This is a genomic window from Pseudomonas sp. MWU16-30317 (assembly GCF_020515695.1).
Classification (GTDB): Bacteria; Pseudomonadota; Gammaproteobacteria; order Pseudomonadales; family Pseudomonadaceae; genus Aquipseudomonas.
Genome location: NZ_JAIWJA010000004.1, coordinates 239,812 through 258,088 on the forward strand (window position 1 = coordinate 239,812; position 18,277 = coordinate 258,088).

The window sequence follows — 18,277 nt, forward strand, 5'->3', positions numbered from 1 at the left end:
TGGGAGCGGGTTCTACCCGCGAAGGTGCCGCTGACGACCACACAGAACACCCTTCGCGGGCGCAATCCGCTCCCATACCGCAATCCCTTTTCCTGGAAGAAGAGAGTATCGATTTGAAATTGGCAAACCCCACCCGGACGCTGATCGCATCGTTGTTGATCGTGAGTTGGACCTCGGTGCAAGCCGCCTCGGTAGCACCGGTCGCCGCCGAACACGGCATGGTCGTCACCGCCCAGCACCTGGCCACCGAAGTCGGCGTCGATGTCCTCAAGCACGGCGGCAACGCCGTCGATGCCGCCGTCGCCGTGGCCTATGCACTGGCGGTGGTCTACCCCGCCGCGGGCAATATTGGTGGCGGCGGCTTCATGACCCTGCAACTGGCGGACGGCCGCAAGACCTTTATCGACTTTCGCGAAAAAGCCCCGCTGGCAGCCACCGCCAACATGTACCTGGACAAGGACGGCAAGGTCATCCCCGGCCTGAGCACCGACGGCCACCTGGCGGTCGGCGTGCCGGGCACCGTGTCAGGCATGGAATATGTGCTGCACAAATACGGCACCCAGCCACGGGCCAAACTTATCGCCCCGGCCATCGCCTATGCCGAAAAAGGCTTCGTCCTCGATCAGGGTGACGTCGACATGCTGGGCACCACCACTGCCGACTTTCGCAAGGACAGCAAAGACCTTGCGCCGATTTTCCTGAACCACGGCGAGCCGTTCAAGGTGGGCGAAAAACTGGTGCAGAAGGACCTCGCCAAGACCCTGCGCAGCATCTCCAGCAACGGCGCCGACGGTTTCTATAAAGGGTGGGTGGCCAAGGCCCTGGTGGACTCGAGCAAGGCCGGCGACGGCATCATCACCCAGGCCGATCTGGACAAGTATCGTACCCGCGAGCTGCCACCGGTGGAGTGCGACTACCGTGGTTATCACATCGTCTCGGCGCCGCCACCGAGCTCAGGCGGCGTAGTGATCTGCGAAATCATGAACATCCTCGAAGGCTACCCGATGACCGACCTGGGCTATCACTCGGCCCAAGGCATGCACTACCAGATCGAAGCCATGCGCCACGCCTACGTGGACCGCAACAGCTACCTGGGCGACCCGGATTTCGTCAAGAACCCCGTAGCCCATCTGCTCGACAAAAACTACGCCGCCAGCCTGCGCGCCGCCATCGTGCCGAACAAGGCCGGTGTCTCCGCCGAGCTCAAGCCCGGCGTCGCCCCGCACGAAGGCAGCAACACCACCCATTACTCCATCGTCGATAAATGGGGCAACGCCGTGGGGGTCACCTACACGCTCAATAACTGGTTCGGCGCGCGGGTGATGGCGAGCAGCACGGGGGTCATCCTCAACGACGAGATGGACGATTTCACGGTCAAGGTCGGCGTGCCGAACATGTTCGGCCTGGTGCAGGGCGAGGCCAACGCCATCGCCCCGTACAAGACGCCGCTATCGTCCATGAGCCCGACCATCGTCACCAAGGATGGCAAGCCGCTGATGGTGGTCGGCACGCCGGGGGGCAGCCGGATCATCACCGCGACCCTGCTGACCATGCTCAACGTGATCGACTACGGCATGACCATTCAGGAAGCCGTGGATGCGCCGCGCTTCCACCAGCAATGGATGCCGGAAACCACCAACCTGGAGCCGTTCACGGTCAGCGCCGATACGCGCAAGATCCTTGAAAGCTGGGGCCACAAGTTCACCGGCGCACAACCGGCCAACCATGTGGCAGCGATACTGGTAGGGGCACCCGCGCTAGGCGCCAAGCCGGTGGGCGATAACAGGTTCTATGGCGCCAATGACCCACGGCGCAATACGGGCGAGGCGTTGGGGTACTGATCGGATTTTTTGCGCCAGCCAATCCGGCTCCTTGGCCGACGAACGCGCACCCTTGCACCCACAGGTACGCAACTGTTGATACTGTGGGAGCAAGGGTGCGCGTTCGGCGGCGAAGAGGCCCGCAAGCCAAAGAGCGAATCAATCCCCGTAATCAATCCTCAGCGGTCATAGCGCCAGCAGCAGTGCCCGCCCCCATGCCCGTGGTCCGGAAAGATGATGCAGCCACTCAGGCTGCTGAGCATCATCACGGTGGCCAGCATCAGTGCAAATCGACGGTACATGGTAATTCCTCATGGCAGTAATGACGGTGCAGCCCATCAACGTATCGGGCTACACACATTCAACGCCGCTCCCCGGCAAAATCCGTCGGTGCAAAAATAATTATTTTTTCGCGACGGATTGCGCCAGCCTTATGCGTTCAACTCAGCAGCTACGTTCACTGTGAACGCTGCATGAGGAGATGTCATGAGCCTTCTGGCCAAGTTGCGATACGCCCTGATCATTCCCGTGGCCGCCTCCGCGCTGGCAAGCGCGTTGGCAAGTGCACCGGTCCTGGCCCGCGAATATATGCAGCAACCTCCGCCGCCACCGATGCGTGAAGAGCGGGCGCCGATGGATCGCCAAGGCTATGCCTGGGATCGGGGCCACTGGAAGTGGGACGGCCATGCATATTTCTGGTTCCCCGGTCATTGGCAAGAGATGCGCGGCCCGGGTCGTTGGGAACCAGGACATTGGGAAGCACGCGGCCCGCAGTGGTTCTGGGTTGAAGGGCACTGGTTGCGCTGAGAGCCCTGGCACTGAGCGATCACGTGCCGAGCACCCTGGCGATGAACCATTTTGCGCGTTGTTGTCTGTATCGAGGGAGACACACAGAGCGTCTCCCTCCCGCATCTGTGATGCGAGGCTGCCGATCCAGTCAACCGCCCGAGAAACACCCTTTGAACGAACCTGATCCGGACGTCGAGTTGCTGGCCCGTATCGGCCACAACGAACCGGCCGCCATCGAGGAGATGGTCCAGCGCAAGTTGCCCCGCCTGCTTGCGCTGGCCAGCCGCCTGTTGGGCGATGCCGAGGAAGCCAAGGATGTCGCTCAGGAGAGCTTTGTACGAATCTGGAAGCACGCTGCGCATTGGCGGGCCGGCCAGGCACGCTTCGACACCTGGCTGCATCGGGTGACGTTGAACCTGTGCCACGACCGTTTGCGGCGACGCAAGGCGCAGCCACTGGCTGATGAGGACGATACCCGCGAACTGGCCGACACCGCGCCGCGCCCGGACGAACAACTGGAGGCTGCCGCGCAGAGCCACCAGGTCGCCGACGCACTGGCGGCCCTGCCCGACCGTCAGCGTGAGGCCATTGTGTTGCAGTACTATCAGGGGCTATCGAATATCGAAGCGGCAGCGCTGATGAACATCAGCGTCGAAGCGCTGGAAAGCCTGTTGTCACGGGCACGCCGCACGCTGCGCAACACTCTGGCCGCTTACCACGGCGACGCCCGACCAGGAGGGGGACAACGATGACACCGCACCGATTTAGCGAGTTGGCCGAGGCCTATGGCGGTGATCTGCGACGTTGGCCCAGTGCCGAGCGCGACGCTGCGCAAGCGCTGTTGGCGAGCGACGACGGCGCGCTGAACGCGATACTGCGCCAGGCCAGCTGGCTGGACGGGCAGCTCGATCGCCATCCATCGCCAGCCGTGTCGCCACACCTGGTGCACCGGATCGTTGCCGATGCCACGCGAGCGCCTTCCTTCTGGGCTCGATCGTTTTCCTGGCTGTTCGGCGCCAGCTTCGTCGGCGTTGGCCTGGCCGGTGTAGCCGCCGGCATCCTGGTGGCCTCCTTGACCTTGCCGCTGGCGGTGGAACATGAAGCCTTGCCCAATGTATTCGACTCAGGCGATGGCGACGTCGTGCTCAACCTGGATGCTGCCGAGGAAACCCCGCAATGACGGCCCGTCGACGTTTTACCCCGCTGCTCGCGGCATCCTTGCTGCTCAATGTTTTTTTGCTCGGCAGTATCGGCGGTGGCCTGTACCACTGGCGCAATCAGCAAGCAGTGCTCGAGCCGGACCATGCTCATGGCTTGCGCCAGGCCCTGGCCCAACTCCCCGAAGCCCGGCGCCACGAGTTGCGCCTGGCCCTACGCCAGAGCCGCAGCGACAATCAGAATCTTTTGGCCGCTCGCCGCGAGGCACGACAGGCGGTGGTCCAACGCTTGCGTGAGCCACGCCTGGACCGCGAGGCCCTGGACCGCGACCTGAGCAAGGCCCGCGAAGCCGACGGCGCCTTGCGCGCACAGGTCGACACGCTGCTGGCTGACTTCGCCGGCAACCTCGCGCCGGACGAACGACAGACCCTGGCGCAATCGGTGTACTCGCGGGATGAGTGAAACCTGGGATATCGGGGCTGAATGTTCCGCCCTTTTCGCGGGCAAGCCTTGCTCCTACAGTGGAAGCAGAGCCTAAGCAGTACACCTGTGGGAGCAAGGTTGCACGTTCGGCGGCGAAGAGGCCCGCAAGATTTGTACGGATACCGACGGAATTCCCCAACAGCCGCGTTTAACTCCCGTACACCGCGCTAAAGAGTGCCGGTGACTGTCCACAAGGATCTGCCATGAAGCCGATTTTCCGTGCCACCCTCGCTGCTACCCTGATTGCTGCCTCGCTGGCAGGCTGTGTCGTCGAGCAACCCCGCCCCCACCGTCCGCCACCGCCACCGGTTGAAGTCGTGCCGGTCATGCCCGCGCCGGGCCTGCATTGGGTCCCCGGACACTACCGTGAAGGCGAGCGCGACTGGATCTGGGTACCGGGCCACTGGCGCGAGCGCTAGACCGGTGCCGTGACAACCGGGCGCTATGGCGCCTGGTTCGATCTGGACGCATTCTGCAGGACAACATCGGCGACCCTGTGCCAAATGCGACGCAATCTAACTGAACGCGCCAACAGACTAGGCACTGTCACACGAGTCCCCCATAGTAGAGCGCTAACCCGTGCCCGGAGGTCAATCCGGGCGCGGGCGCTTTATGGAAATGATGGTCACATCCATTTTTCAGGGAACTCTCGAATGCATAAAATCAAGTCATTGCTTGCTGCAATTTCGCTGTGCTCTCCCCTGCTCGCCGCGCCCCTGGTGGCCCAGGCAGCCGACCCGCAAAGCTGTGAAACCGTGCGTTTGTCCAACGTCGGCTGGACCGACATTTCGGTCACCACCGCCAGCACCGCCGCCGTGCTCGAGGCCTTGGGCTACAAGACCACCACGACCTTGCTGGCCGCCTCGGTAACGTTCAAGTCGATGCAAGACGGCAAGATCGACTTCTTCCTCGGCAACTGGATGCCCTCAGGCGTCGATGTGATCGCCCCCTACCTGAAAGCCGGCACCGTCAGTACCGTACGCGTCAACCTGCAGGGCGCCAAATACACCCTCGCCGTGCCCGACTACGTGTATGACGCCGGCGTGCACAGTTTTGCCGACATCGCCAAGCACAAGAAGGAATTTCGCGGCGAGATCTACGGCATCCAGCCCGGTGGCGGCGGCAACAAGCTGATTCAAGGCCTGATCGACGGCAACAAGTTCGATCTGGGCAGCTTCAAGATGGTGCAGTCCAGCGAAGCCGGCATGCTTTCCCAAGTCGATCGCGCCACCAAGCGTAAGGACTGGATCGTGTTCCTGGGCTGGGAACCGCATCCCATGAACACCCACTACAAGATGAAATACCTCGAGGGTGGCGATGATTCCTTCGGCCCCAACTATGGCGGTGCCACCGTCGAAACCATCGAGCGCAAAGGCTATTCGGCTTCCTGCCCCAACGTCGGCAAACTGCTGACCAACCTCGAATTCAGCCTGCCGATGGAAAACGAGCTGATGGACAAGGTCCTGACCGACAAGAAGAGCCCCGAAGTCGCCGCCCGCGAGTGGATCAAGGCCAATCCGCAGATCCTCGACAAATGGCTGGCCGGGGTGACCACCCTGGATGGCCGGCCAGGCCTGGATATCGCCAAGGCCGCGCTGAGCAAATAAGCCTCCCCCGACCCCGGCACCCTGCGGGGGTCAGATGCAGTGCCGTCCTGATGACCGGTCGGCACTGCGATCGAACGTCTTGCGCAGCGCCACCTCACATGCTTATGCGCCCAATTCCGGGCCCAAGCGAGGTGACCATGAAAATCGAAGGCAACGATAGCCAACTCCGCGCGACAGACGACTCCCGCGCACCGGGCAACGTGCAGCTCGAGCCCGAAGAACTGCGAAGCATCCACGAACTGTTCGGCGGCGATGAAGAGATCCCACACGAAGACGACGAGACCGCCGCCGACCCCGAGTTGAGCCACGAGCAGGTCAAAACCCACACCGACAACGCGCTAGAGGACGAAACCAACAGCTCGCTGTATCAAGGCCAGCATCTGCCCAAATAGCCAAAGGCAGGCCGCCTCGCGGCCCTGGCCTTACAACGCTCGCGGCGTCAGCCCGGCGTTGGCAACCGGTGCCGGCGTCGGCACCGTGCGTGGCTCTTTAAGCAGCAGCCAATACGCCAGTGCCGAGCAGGCCGCCACTACCGCGCTGATCACGAAGGCCGATGAAAACGAGCCGCTCTGCTGCACGCTGAAACCCGTCAGGATCGGCGCGATCGAACCGGCCAGGTAGCCGCCGAAATTCTGGATCGAGCCGAACGAGGCGACACGCTCCGAAGGCACGATGGTGTTGACGATCATCCATGCCGTGGCGCTGGAGATGTTGATGAAAAACATCGTCAGGCACAGCAGCACCACACAGGCCACGACATTGGCGACGAAGGCCACGATCAAGGTGAAGAACGCCGCCGCTACCAGGCCGAGGATGACCATCAGCTTGCGGCTGGCCAGCACCTTCATACCGCGCTTGACCAGCCAGTCGCAGGCCTTGCCGGCGAACACCGTGCCGATGGCGCCGAACAGGTAGGCCAGCGACACCACCCAGGCGGTGCGATACAGGTCCAGACCATGCTCGCGCTCGAAATAACCCGGCATCCAGGTCAGGTGCAGCCAGATCATATAGATCACCCCCATGAAGCCCAGAAAAGCCCCCCAGGTATTGCGATCCTTGAACACTGTGGTCCAGGGGATCCGTGGCCGCTTGCTGCGCTGCATCGGTTGCGGCTCGGCGCGCCCGGTGTCGGCCATGTACTGCGCCTTGCTCTTGTAGAAGGCGAACCAGCACAGCGCCAGAACAATACCGATGGCACCGGTGAGGATGAACATCCCGCGCCAGCCCAGATGCACCATGAACAACGTCAACAGCGGGGGGGCCAAGCACGGGCCCATGCACGTCGAGGACCACACCCAGCCCGTGGCGGTGCCGCGCTCCTGAGTATCGAACCACTCCGACAGCGCCTTTGCCGCCGACGGAAACACCGGCGCTTCGCCAATCCCCAGCAGCACGCGCATGCCCAGCAACTGCCCGTAGCCACTGAACAGCCCGAACGCCGCTTGCGCCAGCGACCACAGAATCAGCGAGCCCCCAAGGGCCAGCTTGCTGCCCAGCCGATCGATCAGTGCCCCCAGCGGCAGCTGCGAAAACGCATAGGCCAGGGAAAACGCCGACAGCAGAAAGCCCATTTGCGTCGGGCTGATCAGCAGGTCTTTCTGGATGGAGGTATTGGCGATGGACAGTGCGCTACGGTCGAGGTAGTTCACCACACCGATCATGAAGAGGAAGACGATCGTCATCGTCTGGAAGCTTTTTATTGTTTTCATAAGCGCCTCTGCTGAGCGTTCGATGCCCGGACTCGAACGGTCGGGCACCGGTCACTCTAGAGAGGGCCGTCAGGATTGCCCAATGACATACCCGCATCGATCGATAACCTGGAGTTATCATCGCTGCGCCATCTCTCATCGGCGGCAGCCCTTGCCACAGGGATCTCCTCGGTCGTGGCGTCAACGCTGAACGATAACCAGCCGTTATCAACCATTAAGCATTTCTCATTGGAGATTATCGAACACCCGCACTAGGGTTCATACCGTCACGCCCTTCAAACCAATAACAACAGGGAAACCCCCAGCCCATGAGCCTCGAGCATAAACGCGTCCTCATCACCGCTGCCGCCCAAGGCATCGGCCGGGCATCGGTGCTGGCGTTCCAGCAGGCCGGCGCCCAGGTGATTGCCACCGACCTGCACATCGACAGCCTTCGCGACCTGCCTGGCATCCAGGCCCTGACCCTGGATGTGACCCAACCTGCAGCGATCGAATCGGTGCGCGAACAGATCGGCGACATCGACGTACTGTTCAACTGCGCGGGCTATGTGCACAGCGGGGCCTTGCTCGATTGCGACGAGCAAGGCTGGCAGTTTTCCTTCGACCTCAACGTCACCGCCATGTACCGCATGATCCGCGCCTTCCTGCCGGGAATGCTGGCAGCCGGCAGCGGCAGCATCGTCAACATGGCGTCGGTGGCCTCCAGCGTCAAAGGCGTGCCCAACCGTTTTGCCTACTCGGCCAGCAAGGCGGCGGTGATCGGCCTGACCAAATCAGTGGCTACCGACTACGTCGCACAGGGCATTCGCTGCAACGCGATCTGCCCCGGCACCGTCGATTCGCCCTCCTTGCGCCAACGTATCGCCACCCAGGCAAAAGCCGAAGGGCGCAGCGAAGACGAGGTGTACCGGGCCTTCGTCGCGCGCCAACCCATGGGCCGCATCGGCACTCCGGAAGAAATCGCTCGACTGGCGCTCTACCTTGCCGACGATGCCAATGCCTACACTACTGGCGGCGTGCACGTCATCGACGGCGGCATGAGCGTCTGACATCTGCTTTGCAACTCCTCTCGTATAGGGAACCCTCTGAATGAAACTGCTGCGTTACGGAAACAAAGGCCAGGAAAAACCCGGCTTGCTCGACAGCCAGGGGCAGATCCGCGATCTGTCCGCCCATGTCAGCGACATCGCCGGCTCCGCCCTCGACCCTGCCAGCCTGGCCACCCTCGCCCGCCTCGACCCAACCAGCCTGCCGCTGGTCACTGGCTCGCCGCGCATCGGCGCCTGCGTGGGGCAGGTCGGCAAATTCATCTGCATCGGCCTCAACTACGCCGACCATGCCGCCGAATCGGGCATGGCGGTGCCCAGCGAGCCGGTGATCTTCAACAAGTGGACCAGCGCCATCAACGGCCCCAACGACGACGTGCAGATCCCCCGCGATTCGAAAAAGACCGACTGGGAAGTCGAACTCGGCGTAGTGATCGGCAAGGGCGGACGCTATATCGACGAGGCCAACGCCCTGGAGCACGTGGCCGGCTACTGTGTGATCAACGATGTATCCGAGCGCGAGTGGCAGCTGGAGCGCGGCGGCACCTGGGACAAGGGCAAGGGCTTCGACACCTTCGGGCCGCTGGGGCCCTGGCTGGTGACCCGCGATGAAATCGCCGATCCGCATCAGCTCAATCTGTGGCTGGAAGTCGACGGCCATCGTTACCAGGACGGCAACACCCGCACCCTGGTGTTCCAGATCCCGGCACTGATCGCCTACCTGAGCCGCTGCATGTCGCTGCAGCCCGGCGATGTCATTTCCACCGGCACGCCACCGGGCGTGGGCATGGGCGTCAAACCCAACGCGGTGTACCTGCGCCCCGGCCAGGAAATTCGCCTGGGTATCGAGGGCCTGGGCGAGCAGCGTCAGCGTACCGTGCAAGCGGATTGACCGCTGCGCCAATGCCAGTCGAGCGCCGTGTGGCGCTCGACCACCAGACGACAATAATAAGGAAACCCCATGCGCATCCTGATCACCGGTGGCACCGGCTTCATCGGCAAGCAACTGGCCCAGCGCCTGCTCGATGCCGGGCAATTGAGCCTCGACGAGCAACCCGCACACACCATCGAGCGTATCGTGCTGTTCGACGCCTTCGCGGGTGAAGGTGTGCCCAGCGATCCGCGTATCGAGTTAGTGACCGGCGACATCAGCGACGCCGCCACGCTGGCCCAGGTCTGCGAGGGCGTCGATCTGGTCTGGCATCTGGCCGCCGTCGTGAGCTCGGCCGCTGAAGCCGATTTCGAGCTCGGCATGCAGGTCAATCTCTACGGCCTGCTCAACCTGCTGGAAACCTTGCGACGCCAGGGCCAGAGCCCACGCGTGGTGTATGCCAGCGGCTTTGCAGTGTTCGGTGGTGCCTTGCCGGAGGTGGTCGACGACGACACCGCCCTCACCCCACAGTCCTCCTACGGCATGCAAAAGGCGGTGGGCGAACTGCTGGTCGCGGATTACGCGCGCAAAGGCTTTATCGATGGCCGGGTGCTGCGCCTGCCGACCATCGTCGTGCGCCCCGGCAAACCGAATAAGGCGGCCTCGACCTTCTTCAGTTCGATCATCCGCGAGCCGTTGGTGGGCGAACCCGCGGTGTGCCCCGTGCGCCCTGACACGCAGGTGTATATCTCGTCGCCACGCCGCGCCGTGGAGTCGATGCTGCTGGCCATGACCCTGTCGCCACAGCGCCTGGGCAGCGAGCGCATCATCCCGCTGCCGGGCCTGACCACCACGGTTGCCGACATGGTCGCCGCCCTCGAACGGGTTGCCGGCTGCGCCGCAGTCGAGTTGATTCGCTGGGAAACCAACGCGACCATCCAGCGCATCGTCGAAAGCTGGCCCAGTCAGGTCGATGCGCCGCGGGCCCAGGCACTGGGCTTCAAGGCCGATGCCGACTTCGACAGCATCGTGCGCGCACACCTGGAGGACACGGCTCACGCCTAGATCAGCACCCGATTACAAATCGCCGACCACAACAATAACAACATGAGAACGCGCACCATGAACACACCGCTAGCAGACGTCAGCGACATCGAAAGACAAACCATCAGCCGCGTGACCAAGCGGCTGATCCCGTTCTTGATTCTGCTGTTCGTGGTCGCCTTCCTGGACCGTAACAACGTCGGTTTCGCCGCGCTGAAGATGAACGCCGACATCGGCATCAGCCAGGCGATCTTCGGCCTCGGCGCGGGGATCTTCTTCCTCGGCTATTTCCTCTTCGAAGTGCCCAGCAACGTCATGCTGCATCGCTTCGGCGCGCGGGTGTGGATCGCCCGCATCATGGTCACCTGGGGCATCATCGCCGGGGCCATGGGTTTTCTGCAGACCACCGGGCACTTCATCACCCTGCGTTTTCTGCTGGGTATCGCTGAAGCGGGGTTTTTTCCGGGGGTCATCTACCTGCTCTCGCTGTGGTTCCCGAGCCGCTATCGGGCGCGCATGATCGCCACCTTCTACCTCGGCGTACCCATCGCCCAGGTCATCGGCGGGCCGCTGTCGGTGGGCCTGATTCAACTAGGCGACGCCTACGGCATGGTCGGCTGGCGGTTGATGTATTTCGCCGAAGCGGTGCCGGCGATCATCCTTGGCGTGGTGTGCTACTTCTACCTCACCGATCGCCCGGCCGATGCCCACTGGCTGACCCTGGAACAACGTACCTGGCTGATGGACACCCTGGAGCGCGAAGAGCGCGCCAAGCCATTGGTGGTCGGCGTGCAGCCAACCAAGTGGCAAATGGTCAAAAAGGCCTTGGGCAATCGTCAGGTGTGGATGCTCGCCTTGGTGTACTTCGGCATCACCTCGGGCTCCAACGCCATGAACTTCTTTTTGCCCAGCGTGCTGCAGTCTTTCCGCGCGTCGTTCGGGCTGGAACTGGGGCTGATGCAAAACGGTTTGATCACGGCCATTCCCTACGCCCTGGCGGCCGTGGCGATGATTCTCTGGAGCCGACGCTCCGACCGCTTGCAGGAGCGTCACTGGCACGCGGGTGGCGCGGCCCTGCTGGCGGCGGTGTCGATCGCAGTGGCGTTGTTGATCAATCAGCCATGGATCATCGTGATTGGTTTCATCCTCCTGGCGGTGGGCGTGTACAGCGCCATCAACGTGTTCTGGGCGGTACCGGGCCAGGTGCTGACCGGGGTCGGCGCGGCGGCGGGGATCGGCTTGATCAACTCCATCGGCAACCTCAGCGGGTTCACCGGGCCGTACCTGACGGGCGTGCTGTACACCACCACGGGCAGTTATACCGCGGGCTTTCTGGTGATCGCGGCATTCGTGGCGGCGGGTGGACTGGGGATGATCTTCATGCCACGCAACAAGGTCAGCCTGGATGCGTCGAGTGCCGCTACCGAGCTACCCGAAATCGTGCGCAAGGCGTGATCCTTGCCCGCTGCCGATTTGGGCAACCAGGACCGGCCCCTTCGCGAGCAAGCTCTGCTCCCACAGGGTTCGGGCTTGCCATTGCAGTGTGGGAGCAAGGCTTGCCCGCGAAGAGGCCATCCGCATCACCGCGCCATCGATGCCTTTTCGCGAGCAAGCTCCCACAGCATCAGTACCGGCGACTATTGGCAGTCAATGACACACCAACCCCTGCCCCACCTTCAAGCTGTCGATCAGCACTGCATTGCCATGCAGTCCCCAGGCCTGTTCCTGCCCGCCGTCGCGTTGCCAACTGTGCAGTGCGGCGCGCAGGTAGGCCAGGCTCTGGCGGTCGTTGCTGGCCAGGTACACGCGGGCGTCGTCGCTGGCCTTGAGGCGGGTGTCGAGCATGCGGTAGAAGCGCCAGTCCGGTTGCGCCTGCAGGCGTTCGAGGGTATTGCGCTCATCGGCCAGCAGGCTGCAATCGCCGGCCATGAACGCCACCGCCGCGCGGATCGACGATGGATAGATTCGCGCTACGGTGCCCAGCTTCTGCAACGGCGCATTCCACGGGCTGCCTTCGGCCACGCAGACGCACGCCCTGCAGGCCGGTTTTCGGCAAGGGCGCATTGCGCAACGCCAACAAACGACCCTCACGGTAGTCGCTGGGCGGCCCGTCCAGCGCCCGGCTCTGGGCCTCCAGAGTGGGCAAGTCGAGGCTACCGGCGATCAGTACATCGATGCTGCCATCCTTGAGCAGCGCCTGTGGATCGCGGTCCGGCAATGCCCGCAGTTGCACCGGCACCTTCAAGTACGCCGCCAGCGCCCGCGCCAAGGCGCTGTCCATTTCATCCGGTTCGGAGACCAGCGCCTCGCGACTGTCGGTGGGCCGCGGGTAACTGCGCACGCCTACCCGCAGCACCTGGCGCGCCTGAGCCGCCTGCAACTGCGGGCCCGGCATGACGCTGTGTACATCGGGGGTACGCTGCAGCCAGACAATGGTCGCGGCCAGCCCCAGCCACAAGATGGCCGCCAGCGCCCACTGCGGCTTAACCACTGTGTTTGAGGCCTCGCCGCCAACGGGTGAAGCGTCGCTCCAGCAACGCCAGCAAAAAATTCAGCGCCAGGCCTACCAGTGCCAGCAACAGGATACCGGCGTACATGCTCGGGATCTGGAACACCTCCTGAGAGTTGAGCGTCAGGAACCCCAGGCCCGAATGCGCACCGATCATCTCGGCCGCCACCAGTGCGGTGATGCAATAGGCGCCAGCCAGCCGCACGCCGGTAAAAATCGACGGCGAGGCCGAAGGCAGGACGATCTTGAGGAACAGAAAGCGCCGGTTGGCACCCATTGACAGCGCCGAGTTGATCAGCAGCGTATCGACCTGCTTGACGCCACTGATGGTGCTCAACAGGATCGGCCAGAAGCACGCCCAGAAAATAATCGCGATTTTCGAGCCTTCACCAATGCCCAGAAACAGAATGAACACCGGAAACAGCGCCAGCGCCGAGGTCTGCCGAAACAGCTGCAGCAACGGATCGAGGATGCTCTCGAGCCGCGTAAACCAACCCATCAGCAAGCCCAGGCCGACGCCGAAGACGATCGCCAATGCCAGCCCCGCCAGGGACCGCAACAGGCTGGCCTCCAGGTGCTTGACCAATTGGCCGTTGGCCGCCAGATCGAATATCGCCGCCACCACCGCCGACGGTGGGCTGAGGTAGCCCGGGTTGACGATGCCCAGGCGCGGCAAGGCTTCCCATAACAGCAAGAACAGAACGATGCCCAAGCTGCTGTCGAGCAGCTTGCGCGAAGACGCTTTGAAACTCATGGATCACACTCCGATGCGATAACCGCCTAATGTCGCCACGCCTTGCCACGACTGTGGCGGCGCGGGCTCGCGGCTGTCTGCGCCATGGCTGACTTCGTCACGCAGAGCTTCCCAGGCGCGCTGGCGCAGCTCGACAAAGGCATGGGTGTTGCGCAGCCCCGGCGCCCGTGGACGCGGCAGGTCGATATCGAAAATTTCCTTGATGCGCCCCGGCCGCTGGGTCATCACCGCCACGCGATCGGACAGAAAGATCGCCTCGTCGAGGCTGTGGGTGATGAACACGATGGTCTTTTTGTACGACTCCCAGATCCGCAGCAACTCGTCCTGCAGGTTTTCGCGGGTCTGCGCATCCAGCGCCGCGAAGGGTTCATCCATCAGCAGCACGTCCGGCTGATAAGCCAGCGAGCGGGCGATCGCCACGCGCTGGCGCATGCCGCCAGACAGTTCGTGGGGGTAACGCGCGGCGAAGCCGTCCAGGCCGACCAGCGACAAGTACTCGCGGGCGCGTTCGAGGCGCTCGCGCTTGCCGACACCGCGGATCTCCAGCCCCACGGCGATGTTGTCGAGCACGTTGCGCCACGGCAGCAAGGCGTAGCCCTGAAACACCACGCCCTGGCTGCGGTTGATGCCTTGCAGCGGCTGACCGTCGATATCGAGCTGGCCGCCGGTCTTGCGCGTCAACCCGGCCAGAATGTTGAGAAACGTTGACTTGCCGCAACCGGATGGCCCGAGGATCGACAGAAACTCGCCCTCGCGCACCTGCAGGTTGAAATCATCCAGCACCGCCACGCGCTCTGCTCGGCCGGCTTCGTCGCGGGCCTGGTAAGCCATCTGCACGCCCGTGGCAACGATCTTGTGAGGTAGCGCAGCATTCATTAAACGGAGGCCTTGGCAAAGGGGTTGAACTGGTTGGTGTAGACGTCCTTGACCTGGATCGAGCCCTTTTTCAGCTTGCCCTCGTTTTCGAGGATATCGATGTAGTACTGGATCGGCGGCTCGGTCACTACCAGGTTGTCGACATAGGCGAAACGCTCCACCAGCTCGAGCTTCATGCCGATGCGTTCAGAGGTGATCTTGCGCGCGTCGTCCGGGTTGGCATTGACCCAGTTGGCCGCACGGGCGATGGCCGATACCACATCGCGGGTGGCCTCAGGGTGTTCGCGCATGAACTTGCCGTACACGCTGTAGGGCGCCATGCCGCCGAGGCCGCCGTCGAGGTCGTAATCGCTCCACAGCTTGCGCAGCGCCGGGTTGTGCTCGGCACCGCCCGAAGCAGGCGGGTGGATGATGGCGATGTCGACGTTGCCGGTGGCCAAGGTCTGCTCGGCCTGGTTGTCGGGAATCACCACCCAGTTGATTTTCTCGACGTTGACGCCCTGCTCGCGCAGGTACTTCTTGGTGACGAACTCGGCGCAGGCACCAAAGCTGTTGAAGCCGACGGTTTTGCCTTCCATGTCCTTGGGCTTGAAGATGCCCGAGTCGTTGCGCACGAAATACTTCATGTGCGGCGCTTCCTGCAGGGTCTTGCCGCCAGCGGCGACTACCTTGAGGTCCAGGCCGCTGGCAATCGCCGAAATGACCAAGGGCACCATGCGCGCGCCGAAGTCGATTTCACCGGTGCCGGTCAGCGGTATGACCTGCGGCGCGGCGATCTTGCCGATGTATTTGGGACGCGCGCGGCTGCCGTCGAAGTAACCGAGCGAGTCGGCGACGTAGATCAGGTCGAAGCTGGGGTTGTCCGGGTATTTGAACTCGACGACCTTGTCGCCGACGCTGCCGACCACGGCCGGCGCGCCACTGGCGGTCTTGGCGCCCTTGTCCGCCTTGTCGCAGCCACTGAGGCCCAGGCCCAAGGCGCCGGCGGCGCCCACGACGGCGCAATGTCTGAGGAACAGTCGGCGATTGTTATTCGGCTGCATGGGCGGGGCTCTCTACCTGTCGAGTGATGGTTCGGGTGGGTGCACGTATCAGGAAGAGCAGGACGCCCCCCTCGACCGGTGGATGATCACGGTTGCCGGTTAGAACCGGAAAGAATATTTAATTATTTATTTATACTCTTTTTCACATTCCGGCTCAGTGAACTCGCCGCCATAAGCTCAGCACTACTGGGTATTTATCGGCCCGCCGCGCCGATGGTTACGCTCGCCGCCACTCACTTGCGAGGACGTGCCATGCGCCTGCCATTCAAACTGCTCTCTACCGTGGCGGCAATCGCCGTCGCCAGCACCTTCACCTTGTCGACCAGTGCCGATACCCTCTACCCGCAAACCGTCCACATCGGCTACCAGAAAGGCAACAGCCTCGTGGTGCTGAAAAACAGTGGGACTCTGGAGCAGGCGCTGGCCAGTCATGGCGTCAAAGTGGTGTGGCAGGAGTTCGCCTATGGCCCGCCATTGGTCGAAGCCATCAACAGCGGTGATATCGACATCGGTTTCGTCGGCGCCACCCCGCCGGTATTCGCCCAGGCGGGCGCCGGCCCCGACGTCACCTATGTGGGTTACAGCGCGCCCTATCAGGACAACTACGCGATTCTCGTGCCCAAAGATTCCACCGCCCACAGCCTGGCCGACCTCAAGGGCAAGCGCATTGCCGTGGCCAAAGGCTCGGCCGGCCAGTATTTGCTGATCGCCGCGCTGGAGCAGGCCAAGCTGCAGCTCAGTGACGTCGACGAGGCCTATCTGGGCTACAGCGAAGGTCGCGCAGCCTTCGAGCGCGGCGATGTGGCCGCCTGGGTGGTGCCCGATCCGCGGCTGGCCGATACCGAGCTGTCCAGCGGAGCCCGGCCACTGATCACGGCCCGCAGCCTGCCGGTGCAGTACAGCTTCTACATCGCGCCGCGGGCCTACGCCCAACGCTACCCGCAGACCCTCGCCATGGTCCTCAAGGAGCTCGACAACACCGAGCGCTATGCCGGCGCCCACCAGGCCGAGGTGGCCAAACTGCTCAGCGACGACACCAAGGTGCCGGTGGCCGTCTGGACGCGGACCCTGGCGCGCCAGCCGTGGGGCGTGCATTTTCCGCTGACGCCTCAAGTGATTGCCGACCAGCAGCGGGTGGCAGATACCTTTTTGCGCAACAAGCTGATACCCAAAGAGGTCCATGTCGCCGATGCGGTGATCGACGTAGGGGCTGCGCAATGAGCCGCCAATTGCACTTGGGGGCGTTCCTCATGGGCGTCGGCCATCACGCCTCAGCCTGGCGCTTGCCGGGTGCCGATCCCGCCGCGCTGACTCGCCCCAGTTATTACAAGGCACTGGCGCAGACCGCCGAACGGGGCAAGTTTGACTATGTGTTTTTCGCCGACCGCCTGGCGCTATCGGATCGTTACGGCAACGATCTGCAGGCCAGCGTGCGCTATCTCACCGGCCCGCGGCTCGACCCGGTGACCCTGCTCGGCGTGCTCGCCGGTGCCACCTCGCACATTGGCCTGGCCGCTACCGCATCGACCACCTTCAACCATCCCTTCTCCCTGGCACGGACCTTCGCCAGCCTCGACCACCTGAGCGAGGGCCGTATCGGCTGGAACATCGTTACCTCCACCAACGACGGCGAAGCGCTGAATTTCAGCGCCGAGCCGATCCTGGAGCACGAGCTGCGCTATCGCCGCGCCCGGGAGTTCGTCGAGCTGGCCCTCAAACTGTGGGACAGCTGGGAGGACGACGCCTTGGTCCACGACAAGCTCGATGGGCATTTCGCCGATCCGGATCGCGTGCATTACGTCAACCACGCCGGTGAGTTCTTCGACGTCCGCGGCCCGCTGAACGTGCCTCGCTCGCCTCAGGGCCGGCCAGTATTGATTCAGGCCGGTTCCTCCGACACCGGTCAGGACTTCGCCGCCAGCGTCGCCGACGTGATCTTCACCGCCCAGCCCGATCTGCAAAAAGCCAAGGACTTTTACCGCACCGTGAATCAGCGCCTCGCCGGTCAGGGACGTGCGCCGGGGTCATTGAAAATCATGCCGGGGGTGATGCCGTTCGTGGGCAAGAGCCAGGATGAAGCCCAGGCGCGCTTCGCCGAGCTGGAAGACAACGTGCACCCGCTGGCCGGCCTGGCGCTGCTGTCCGACAGCATGAACCACGACCTCTCGATCTACCCGCTGGACGAGCCGCTGCCTGCAGTGCACAACATCCGTGGCAACCAGAGCCGCTTCAAGCTGGTCCAGGAGCTCTCGCAACGCGAAGGCCTGACCTTGCGCCAACTGGGCAAGCGCTTTGGTGGTAGCCGCTCGCACAGGGTGCTGGCCGGCACCGCCAGCGAGATCGCCGACGACCTGGAGCAATGGTTCAGCGAGCAGGCTTGTGATGGTTTCAACATCATGCCGCCGTATCTGCCGGATGCGCTGACCGAGTTCGTCGATCAAGTGGTGCCGCAGCTGCAAAGGCGCGGACTGTTCCGCAAGGAATACACCGGCACCACGCTGCGCGAACATCTGGGCCTGGAGCGGCCTTCGAGTCAATTTGCCCAACCATGAACAACCCTGTAGCGAG

At 63.2% G+C, this 18,277-nt stretch carries 21 protein-coding genes; 14 read left to right on the forward strand and 7 right to left on the reverse strand.

Annotated elements, in window-relative coordinates; translation table 11 throughout:
• Window positions 1-113 precede the first annotated feature (113 nt).
• A complete protein-coding gene (gene ggt / locus LIX93_RS14010) occupies window positions 114-1,841 on the forward strand; it encodes a gamma-glutamyltransferase (protein WP_226504652.1) in 1,728 nt (575 codons plus the stop codon).
• 158 nt (window positions 1,842-1,999) lie between these two features.
• Here ggt and LIX93_RS29585 read toward each other — a convergent pair whose 3' ends face one another.
• Window positions 2,000-2,122: a hypothetical protein gene (locus tag LIX93_RS29585; RefSeq protein WP_260524786.1), complete on the reverse strand. Its 123-nt coding sequence runs from the start codon at window positions 2,120-2,122 to the stop codon at window positions 2,000-2,002.
• A 184-nt stretch (window positions 2,123-2,306) separates the two neighbouring features.
• On the opposite strand from LIX93_RS29585, the gene LIX93_RS14015 reads away from it, so the two are divergent.
• The 7 genes from LIX93_RS14015 to LIX93_RS14045 all read left to right on the forward strand — a co-directional run bounded on the left by LIX93_RS14015 (window position 2,307) and on the right by LIX93_RS14045 (window position 6,249).
• Entirely contained in the window at window positions 2,307-2,627 is a 321-nt protein-coding gene (locus tag LIX93_RS14015) for a hypothetical protein (RefSeq protein WP_226504653.1), read from the forward strand.
• 110 nt (window positions 2,628-2,737) lie between these two features.
• The gene (locus LIX93_RS14020; protein ID WP_226504654.1) at window positions 2,738-3,361 is read left to right on the forward strand and encodes an RNA polymerase sigma factor; all 624 of its coding nucleotides are present in this window, start codon (window positions 2,738-2,740) and stop codon (window positions 3,359-3,361) included.
• A complete protein-coding gene (locus LIX93_RS14025; RefSeq protein ID WP_226504655.1) occupies window positions 3,358-3,789 on the forward strand; it encodes a hypothetical protein in 432 nt (143 codons plus the stop codon). The genes LIX93_RS14020 and LIX93_RS14025 overlap by 4 nt, the downstream gene beginning before the upstream one ends.
• Window positions 3,786-4,229: a periplasmic heavy metal sensor gene (locus LIX93_RS14030; protein WP_226504656.1), complete on the forward strand. Its 444-nt coding sequence runs from the start codon at window positions 3,786-3,788 to the stop codon at window positions 4,227-4,229. Before LIX93_RS14025 ends, LIX93_RS14030 begins: the two co-directional genes overlap by 4 nt.
• 224 nt (window positions 4,230-4,453) lie before the next feature.
• Window positions 4,454-4,669 (forward strand): hypothetical protein, encoded by a 216-nt coding sequence (locus LIX93_RS14035; protein ID WP_226504657.1) that lies wholly within the window; start codon window positions 4,454-4,456, stop codon window positions 4,667-4,669.
• A gap of 234 nt (window positions 4,670-4,903) precedes the next feature.
• Window positions 4,904-5,857 (forward strand): choline ABC transporter substrate-binding protein, encoded by a 954-nt coding sequence (locus LIX93_RS14040; protein WP_226504658.1) that lies wholly within the window; start codon window positions 4,904-4,906, stop codon window positions 5,855-5,857.
• A gap of 137 nt (window positions 5,858-5,994) precedes the next feature.
• Window positions 5,995-6,249 (forward strand): hypothetical protein, encoded by a 255-nt coding sequence (locus LIX93_RS14045; RefSeq protein WP_226504659.1) that lies wholly within the window; start codon window positions 5,995-5,997, stop codon window positions 6,247-6,249.
• Window positions 6,250-6,279: 30 nt separating this feature from the next.
• Here LIX93_RS14045 and LIX93_RS14050 read toward each other — a convergent pair whose 3' ends face one another.
• Window positions 6,280-7,566, reverse strand: a complete 1,287-nt coding sequence (locus LIX93_RS14050; RefSeq protein ID WP_226504660.1) for an MFS transporter — start codon at window positions 7,564-7,566, stop codon at window positions 6,280-6,282.
• Between the two features lie 308 nt (window positions 7,567-7,874).
• On the opposite strand from LIX93_RS14050, the gene LIX93_RS14055 reads away from it, so the two are divergent.
• The 4 genes from LIX93_RS14055 (at window position 7,875) to LIX93_RS14070 (ending at window position 11,982) form a co-directional block, all read left to right on the forward strand.
• A complete protein-coding gene (locus tag LIX93_RS14055) occupies window positions 7,875-8,615 on the forward strand; it encodes an SDR family oxidoreductase (protein WP_226504661.1) in 741 nt (246 codons plus the stop codon).
• 40 nt (window positions 8,616-8,655) lie between these two features.
• Window positions 8,656-9,504, forward strand: a complete 849-nt coding sequence (locus tag LIX93_RS14060) for an ureidoglycolate lyase (protein WP_226504662.1) — start codon at window positions 8,656-8,658, stop codon at window positions 9,502-9,504.
• 69 nt (window positions 9,505-9,573) lie between these two features.
• Window positions 9,574-10,548, forward strand: coding sequence for a D-erythronate dehydrogenase (denD, locus tag LIX93_RS14065; protein ID WP_226504663.1), 975 nt, complete (start codon window positions 9,574-9,576; stop codon window positions 10,546-10,548).
• Between the two features lie 57 nt (window positions 10,549-10,605).
• Window positions 10,606-11,982 (forward strand): MFS transporter, encoded by a 1,377-nt coding sequence (locus LIX93_RS14070; RefSeq protein ID WP_226504664.1) that lies wholly within the window; start codon window positions 10,606-10,608, stop codon window positions 11,980-11,982.
• A gap of 192 nt (window positions 11,983-12,174) precedes the next feature.
• Here LIX93_RS14070 and LIX93_RS14075 read toward each other — a convergent pair whose 3' ends face one another.
• Genes LIX93_RS14075 through LIX93_RS14095 form a run of 5 tightly spaced genes read right to left on the reverse strand, consistent with a single transcriptional unit; the run spans window position 12,175 to window position 15,709 of the window.
• Window positions 12,175-12,456, reverse strand: a complete 282-nt coding sequence (locus tag LIX93_RS14075; protein ID WP_226504665.1) for a hypothetical protein — start codon at window positions 12,454-12,456, stop codon at window positions 12,175-12,177.
• Window positions 12,425-13,018, reverse strand: a complete 594-nt coding sequence (locus LIX93_RS14080) for a hypothetical protein (RefSeq protein WP_226504666.1) — start codon at window positions 13,016-13,018, stop codon at window positions 12,425-12,427. The genes LIX93_RS14075 and LIX93_RS14080 overlap by 32 nt, the downstream gene beginning before the upstream one ends.
• Window positions 13,011-13,790 carry an ABC transporter permease gene (locus LIX93_RS14085; protein WP_226504667.1) on the reverse strand — a complete coding sequence of 260 codons (780 nt, stop codon included), beginning with the start codon at window positions 13,788-13,790 and terminating at the stop codon, window positions 13,011-13,013. Before LIX93_RS14085 ends, LIX93_RS14080 begins: the two co-directional genes overlap by 8 nt.
• A gap of 3 nt (window positions 13,791-13,793) precedes the next feature.
• Entirely contained in the window at window positions 13,794-14,666 is an 873-nt protein-coding gene (locus LIX93_RS14090; protein ID WP_226504668.1) for an ABC transporter ATP-binding protein, read from the reverse strand.
• Window positions 14,666-15,709 carry an ABC transporter substrate-binding protein gene (locus LIX93_RS14095; RefSeq protein ID WP_226504669.1) on the reverse strand — a complete coding sequence of 348 codons (1,044 nt, stop codon included), beginning with the start codon at window positions 15,707-15,709 and terminating at the stop codon, window positions 14,666-14,668. Before LIX93_RS14095 ends, LIX93_RS14090 begins: the two co-directional genes overlap by 1 nt.
• Before the next feature lie 252 nt (window positions 15,710-15,961).
• On the opposite strand from LIX93_RS14095, the gene LIX93_RS14100 reads away from it, so the two are divergent.
• Window positions 15,962-16,930, forward strand: coding sequence for an aliphatic sulfonate ABC transporter substrate-binding protein (locus LIX93_RS14100; protein ID WP_226504670.1), 969 nt, complete (start codon window positions 15,962-15,964; stop codon window positions 16,928-16,930).
• Complete coding sequence (locus LIX93_RS14105) at window positions 16,927-18,261, forward strand: LLM class flavin-dependent oxidoreductase (protein ID WP_226504671.1); 1,335 nt, start codon at window positions 16,927-16,929, stop codon at window positions 18,259-18,261. Before LIX93_RS14100 ends, LIX93_RS14105 begins: the two co-directional genes overlap by 4 nt.
• Window positions 18,262-18,277 lie beyond the last annotated feature (16 nt).

Excerpts from the sequence above, each read along its gene's own strand:
- LIX93_RS29585 (WP_260524786.1), bottom strand. The coding sequence starts at position 2,122 with ATGTACCGTCGATTTGCACTGATGCTGGCCACCGTGATGATGCTCAGC.
- LIX93_RS14015 (WP_226504653.1), top strand. The coding sequence starts at position 2,307 with ATGAGCCTTCTGGCCAAGTTGCGATACGCCCTGATCATTCCCGTGGCC.
- LIX93_RS14020 (WP_226504654.1), top strand. The coding sequence starts at position 2,738 with ATGCGAGGCTGCCGATCCAGTCAACCGCCCGAGAAACACCCTTTGAAC.
- LIX93_RS14025 (WP_226504655.1), top strand. The coding sequence starts at position 3,358 with ATGACACCGCACCGATTTAGCGAGTTGGCCGAGGCCTATGGCGGTGAT.
- LIX93_RS14030 (WP_226504656.1), top strand. The coding sequence starts at position 3,786 with ATGACGGCCCGTCGACGTTTTACCCCGCTGCTCGCGGCATCCTTGCTG.
- LIX93_RS14035 (WP_226504657.1), top strand. The coding sequence starts at position 4,454 with ATGAAGCCGATTTTCCGTGCCACCCTCGCTGCTACCCTGATTGCTGCC.
- LIX93_RS14040 (WP_226504658.1), top strand. The coding sequence starts at position 4,904 with ATGCATAAAATCAAGTCATTGCTTGCTGCAATTTCGCTGTGCTCTCCC.
- LIX93_RS14045 (WP_226504659.1), top strand. The coding sequence starts at position 5,995 with ATGAAAATCGAAGGCAACGATAGCCAACTCCGCGCGACAGACGACTCC.
- LIX93_RS14050 (WP_226504660.1), bottom strand. The coding sequence starts at position 7,566 with ATGAAAACAATAAAAAGCTTCCAGACGATGACGATCGTCTTCCTCTTC.
- LIX93_RS14055 (WP_226504661.1), top strand. The coding sequence starts at position 7,875 with ATGAGCCTCGAGCATAAACGCGTCCTCATCACCGCTGCCGCCCAAGGC.
- LIX93_RS14060 (WP_226504662.1), top strand. The coding sequence starts at position 8,656 with ATGAAACTGCTGCGTTACGGAAACAAAGGCCAGGAAAAACCCGGCTTG.
- denD (WP_226504663.1), top strand. The coding sequence starts at position 9,574 with ATGCGCATCCTGATCACCGGTGGCACCGGCTTCATCGGCAAGCAACTG.
- LIX93_RS14070 (WP_226504664.1), top strand. The coding sequence starts at position 10,606 with ATGAACACACCGCTAGCAGACGTCAGCGACATCGAAAGACAAACCATC.
- LIX93_RS14075 (WP_226504665.1), bottom strand. The coding sequence starts at position 12,456 with ATGGCCGGCGATTGCAGCCTGCTGGCCGATGAGCGCAATACCCTCGAA.
- LIX93_RS14085 (WP_226504667.1), bottom strand. The coding sequence starts at position 13,790 with ATGAGTTTCAAAGCGTCTTCGCGCAAGCTGCTCGACAGCAGCTTGGGC.
- LIX93_RS14090 (WP_226504668.1), bottom strand. The coding sequence starts at position 14,666 with ATGAATGCTGCGCTACCTCACAAGATCGTTGCCACGGGCGTGCAGATG.
- LIX93_RS14095 (WP_226504669.1), bottom strand. The coding sequence starts at position 15,709 with ATGCAGCCGAATAACAATCGCCGACTGTTCCTCAGACATTGCGCCGTC.
- LIX93_RS14100 (WP_226504670.1), top strand. The coding sequence starts at position 15,962 with ATGCGCCTGCCATTCAAACTGCTCTCTACCGTGGCGGCAATCGCCGTC.
- LIX93_RS14105 (WP_226504671.1), top strand. The coding sequence starts at position 16,927 with ATGAGCCGCCAATTGCACTTGGGGGCGTTCCTCATGGGCGTCGGCCAT.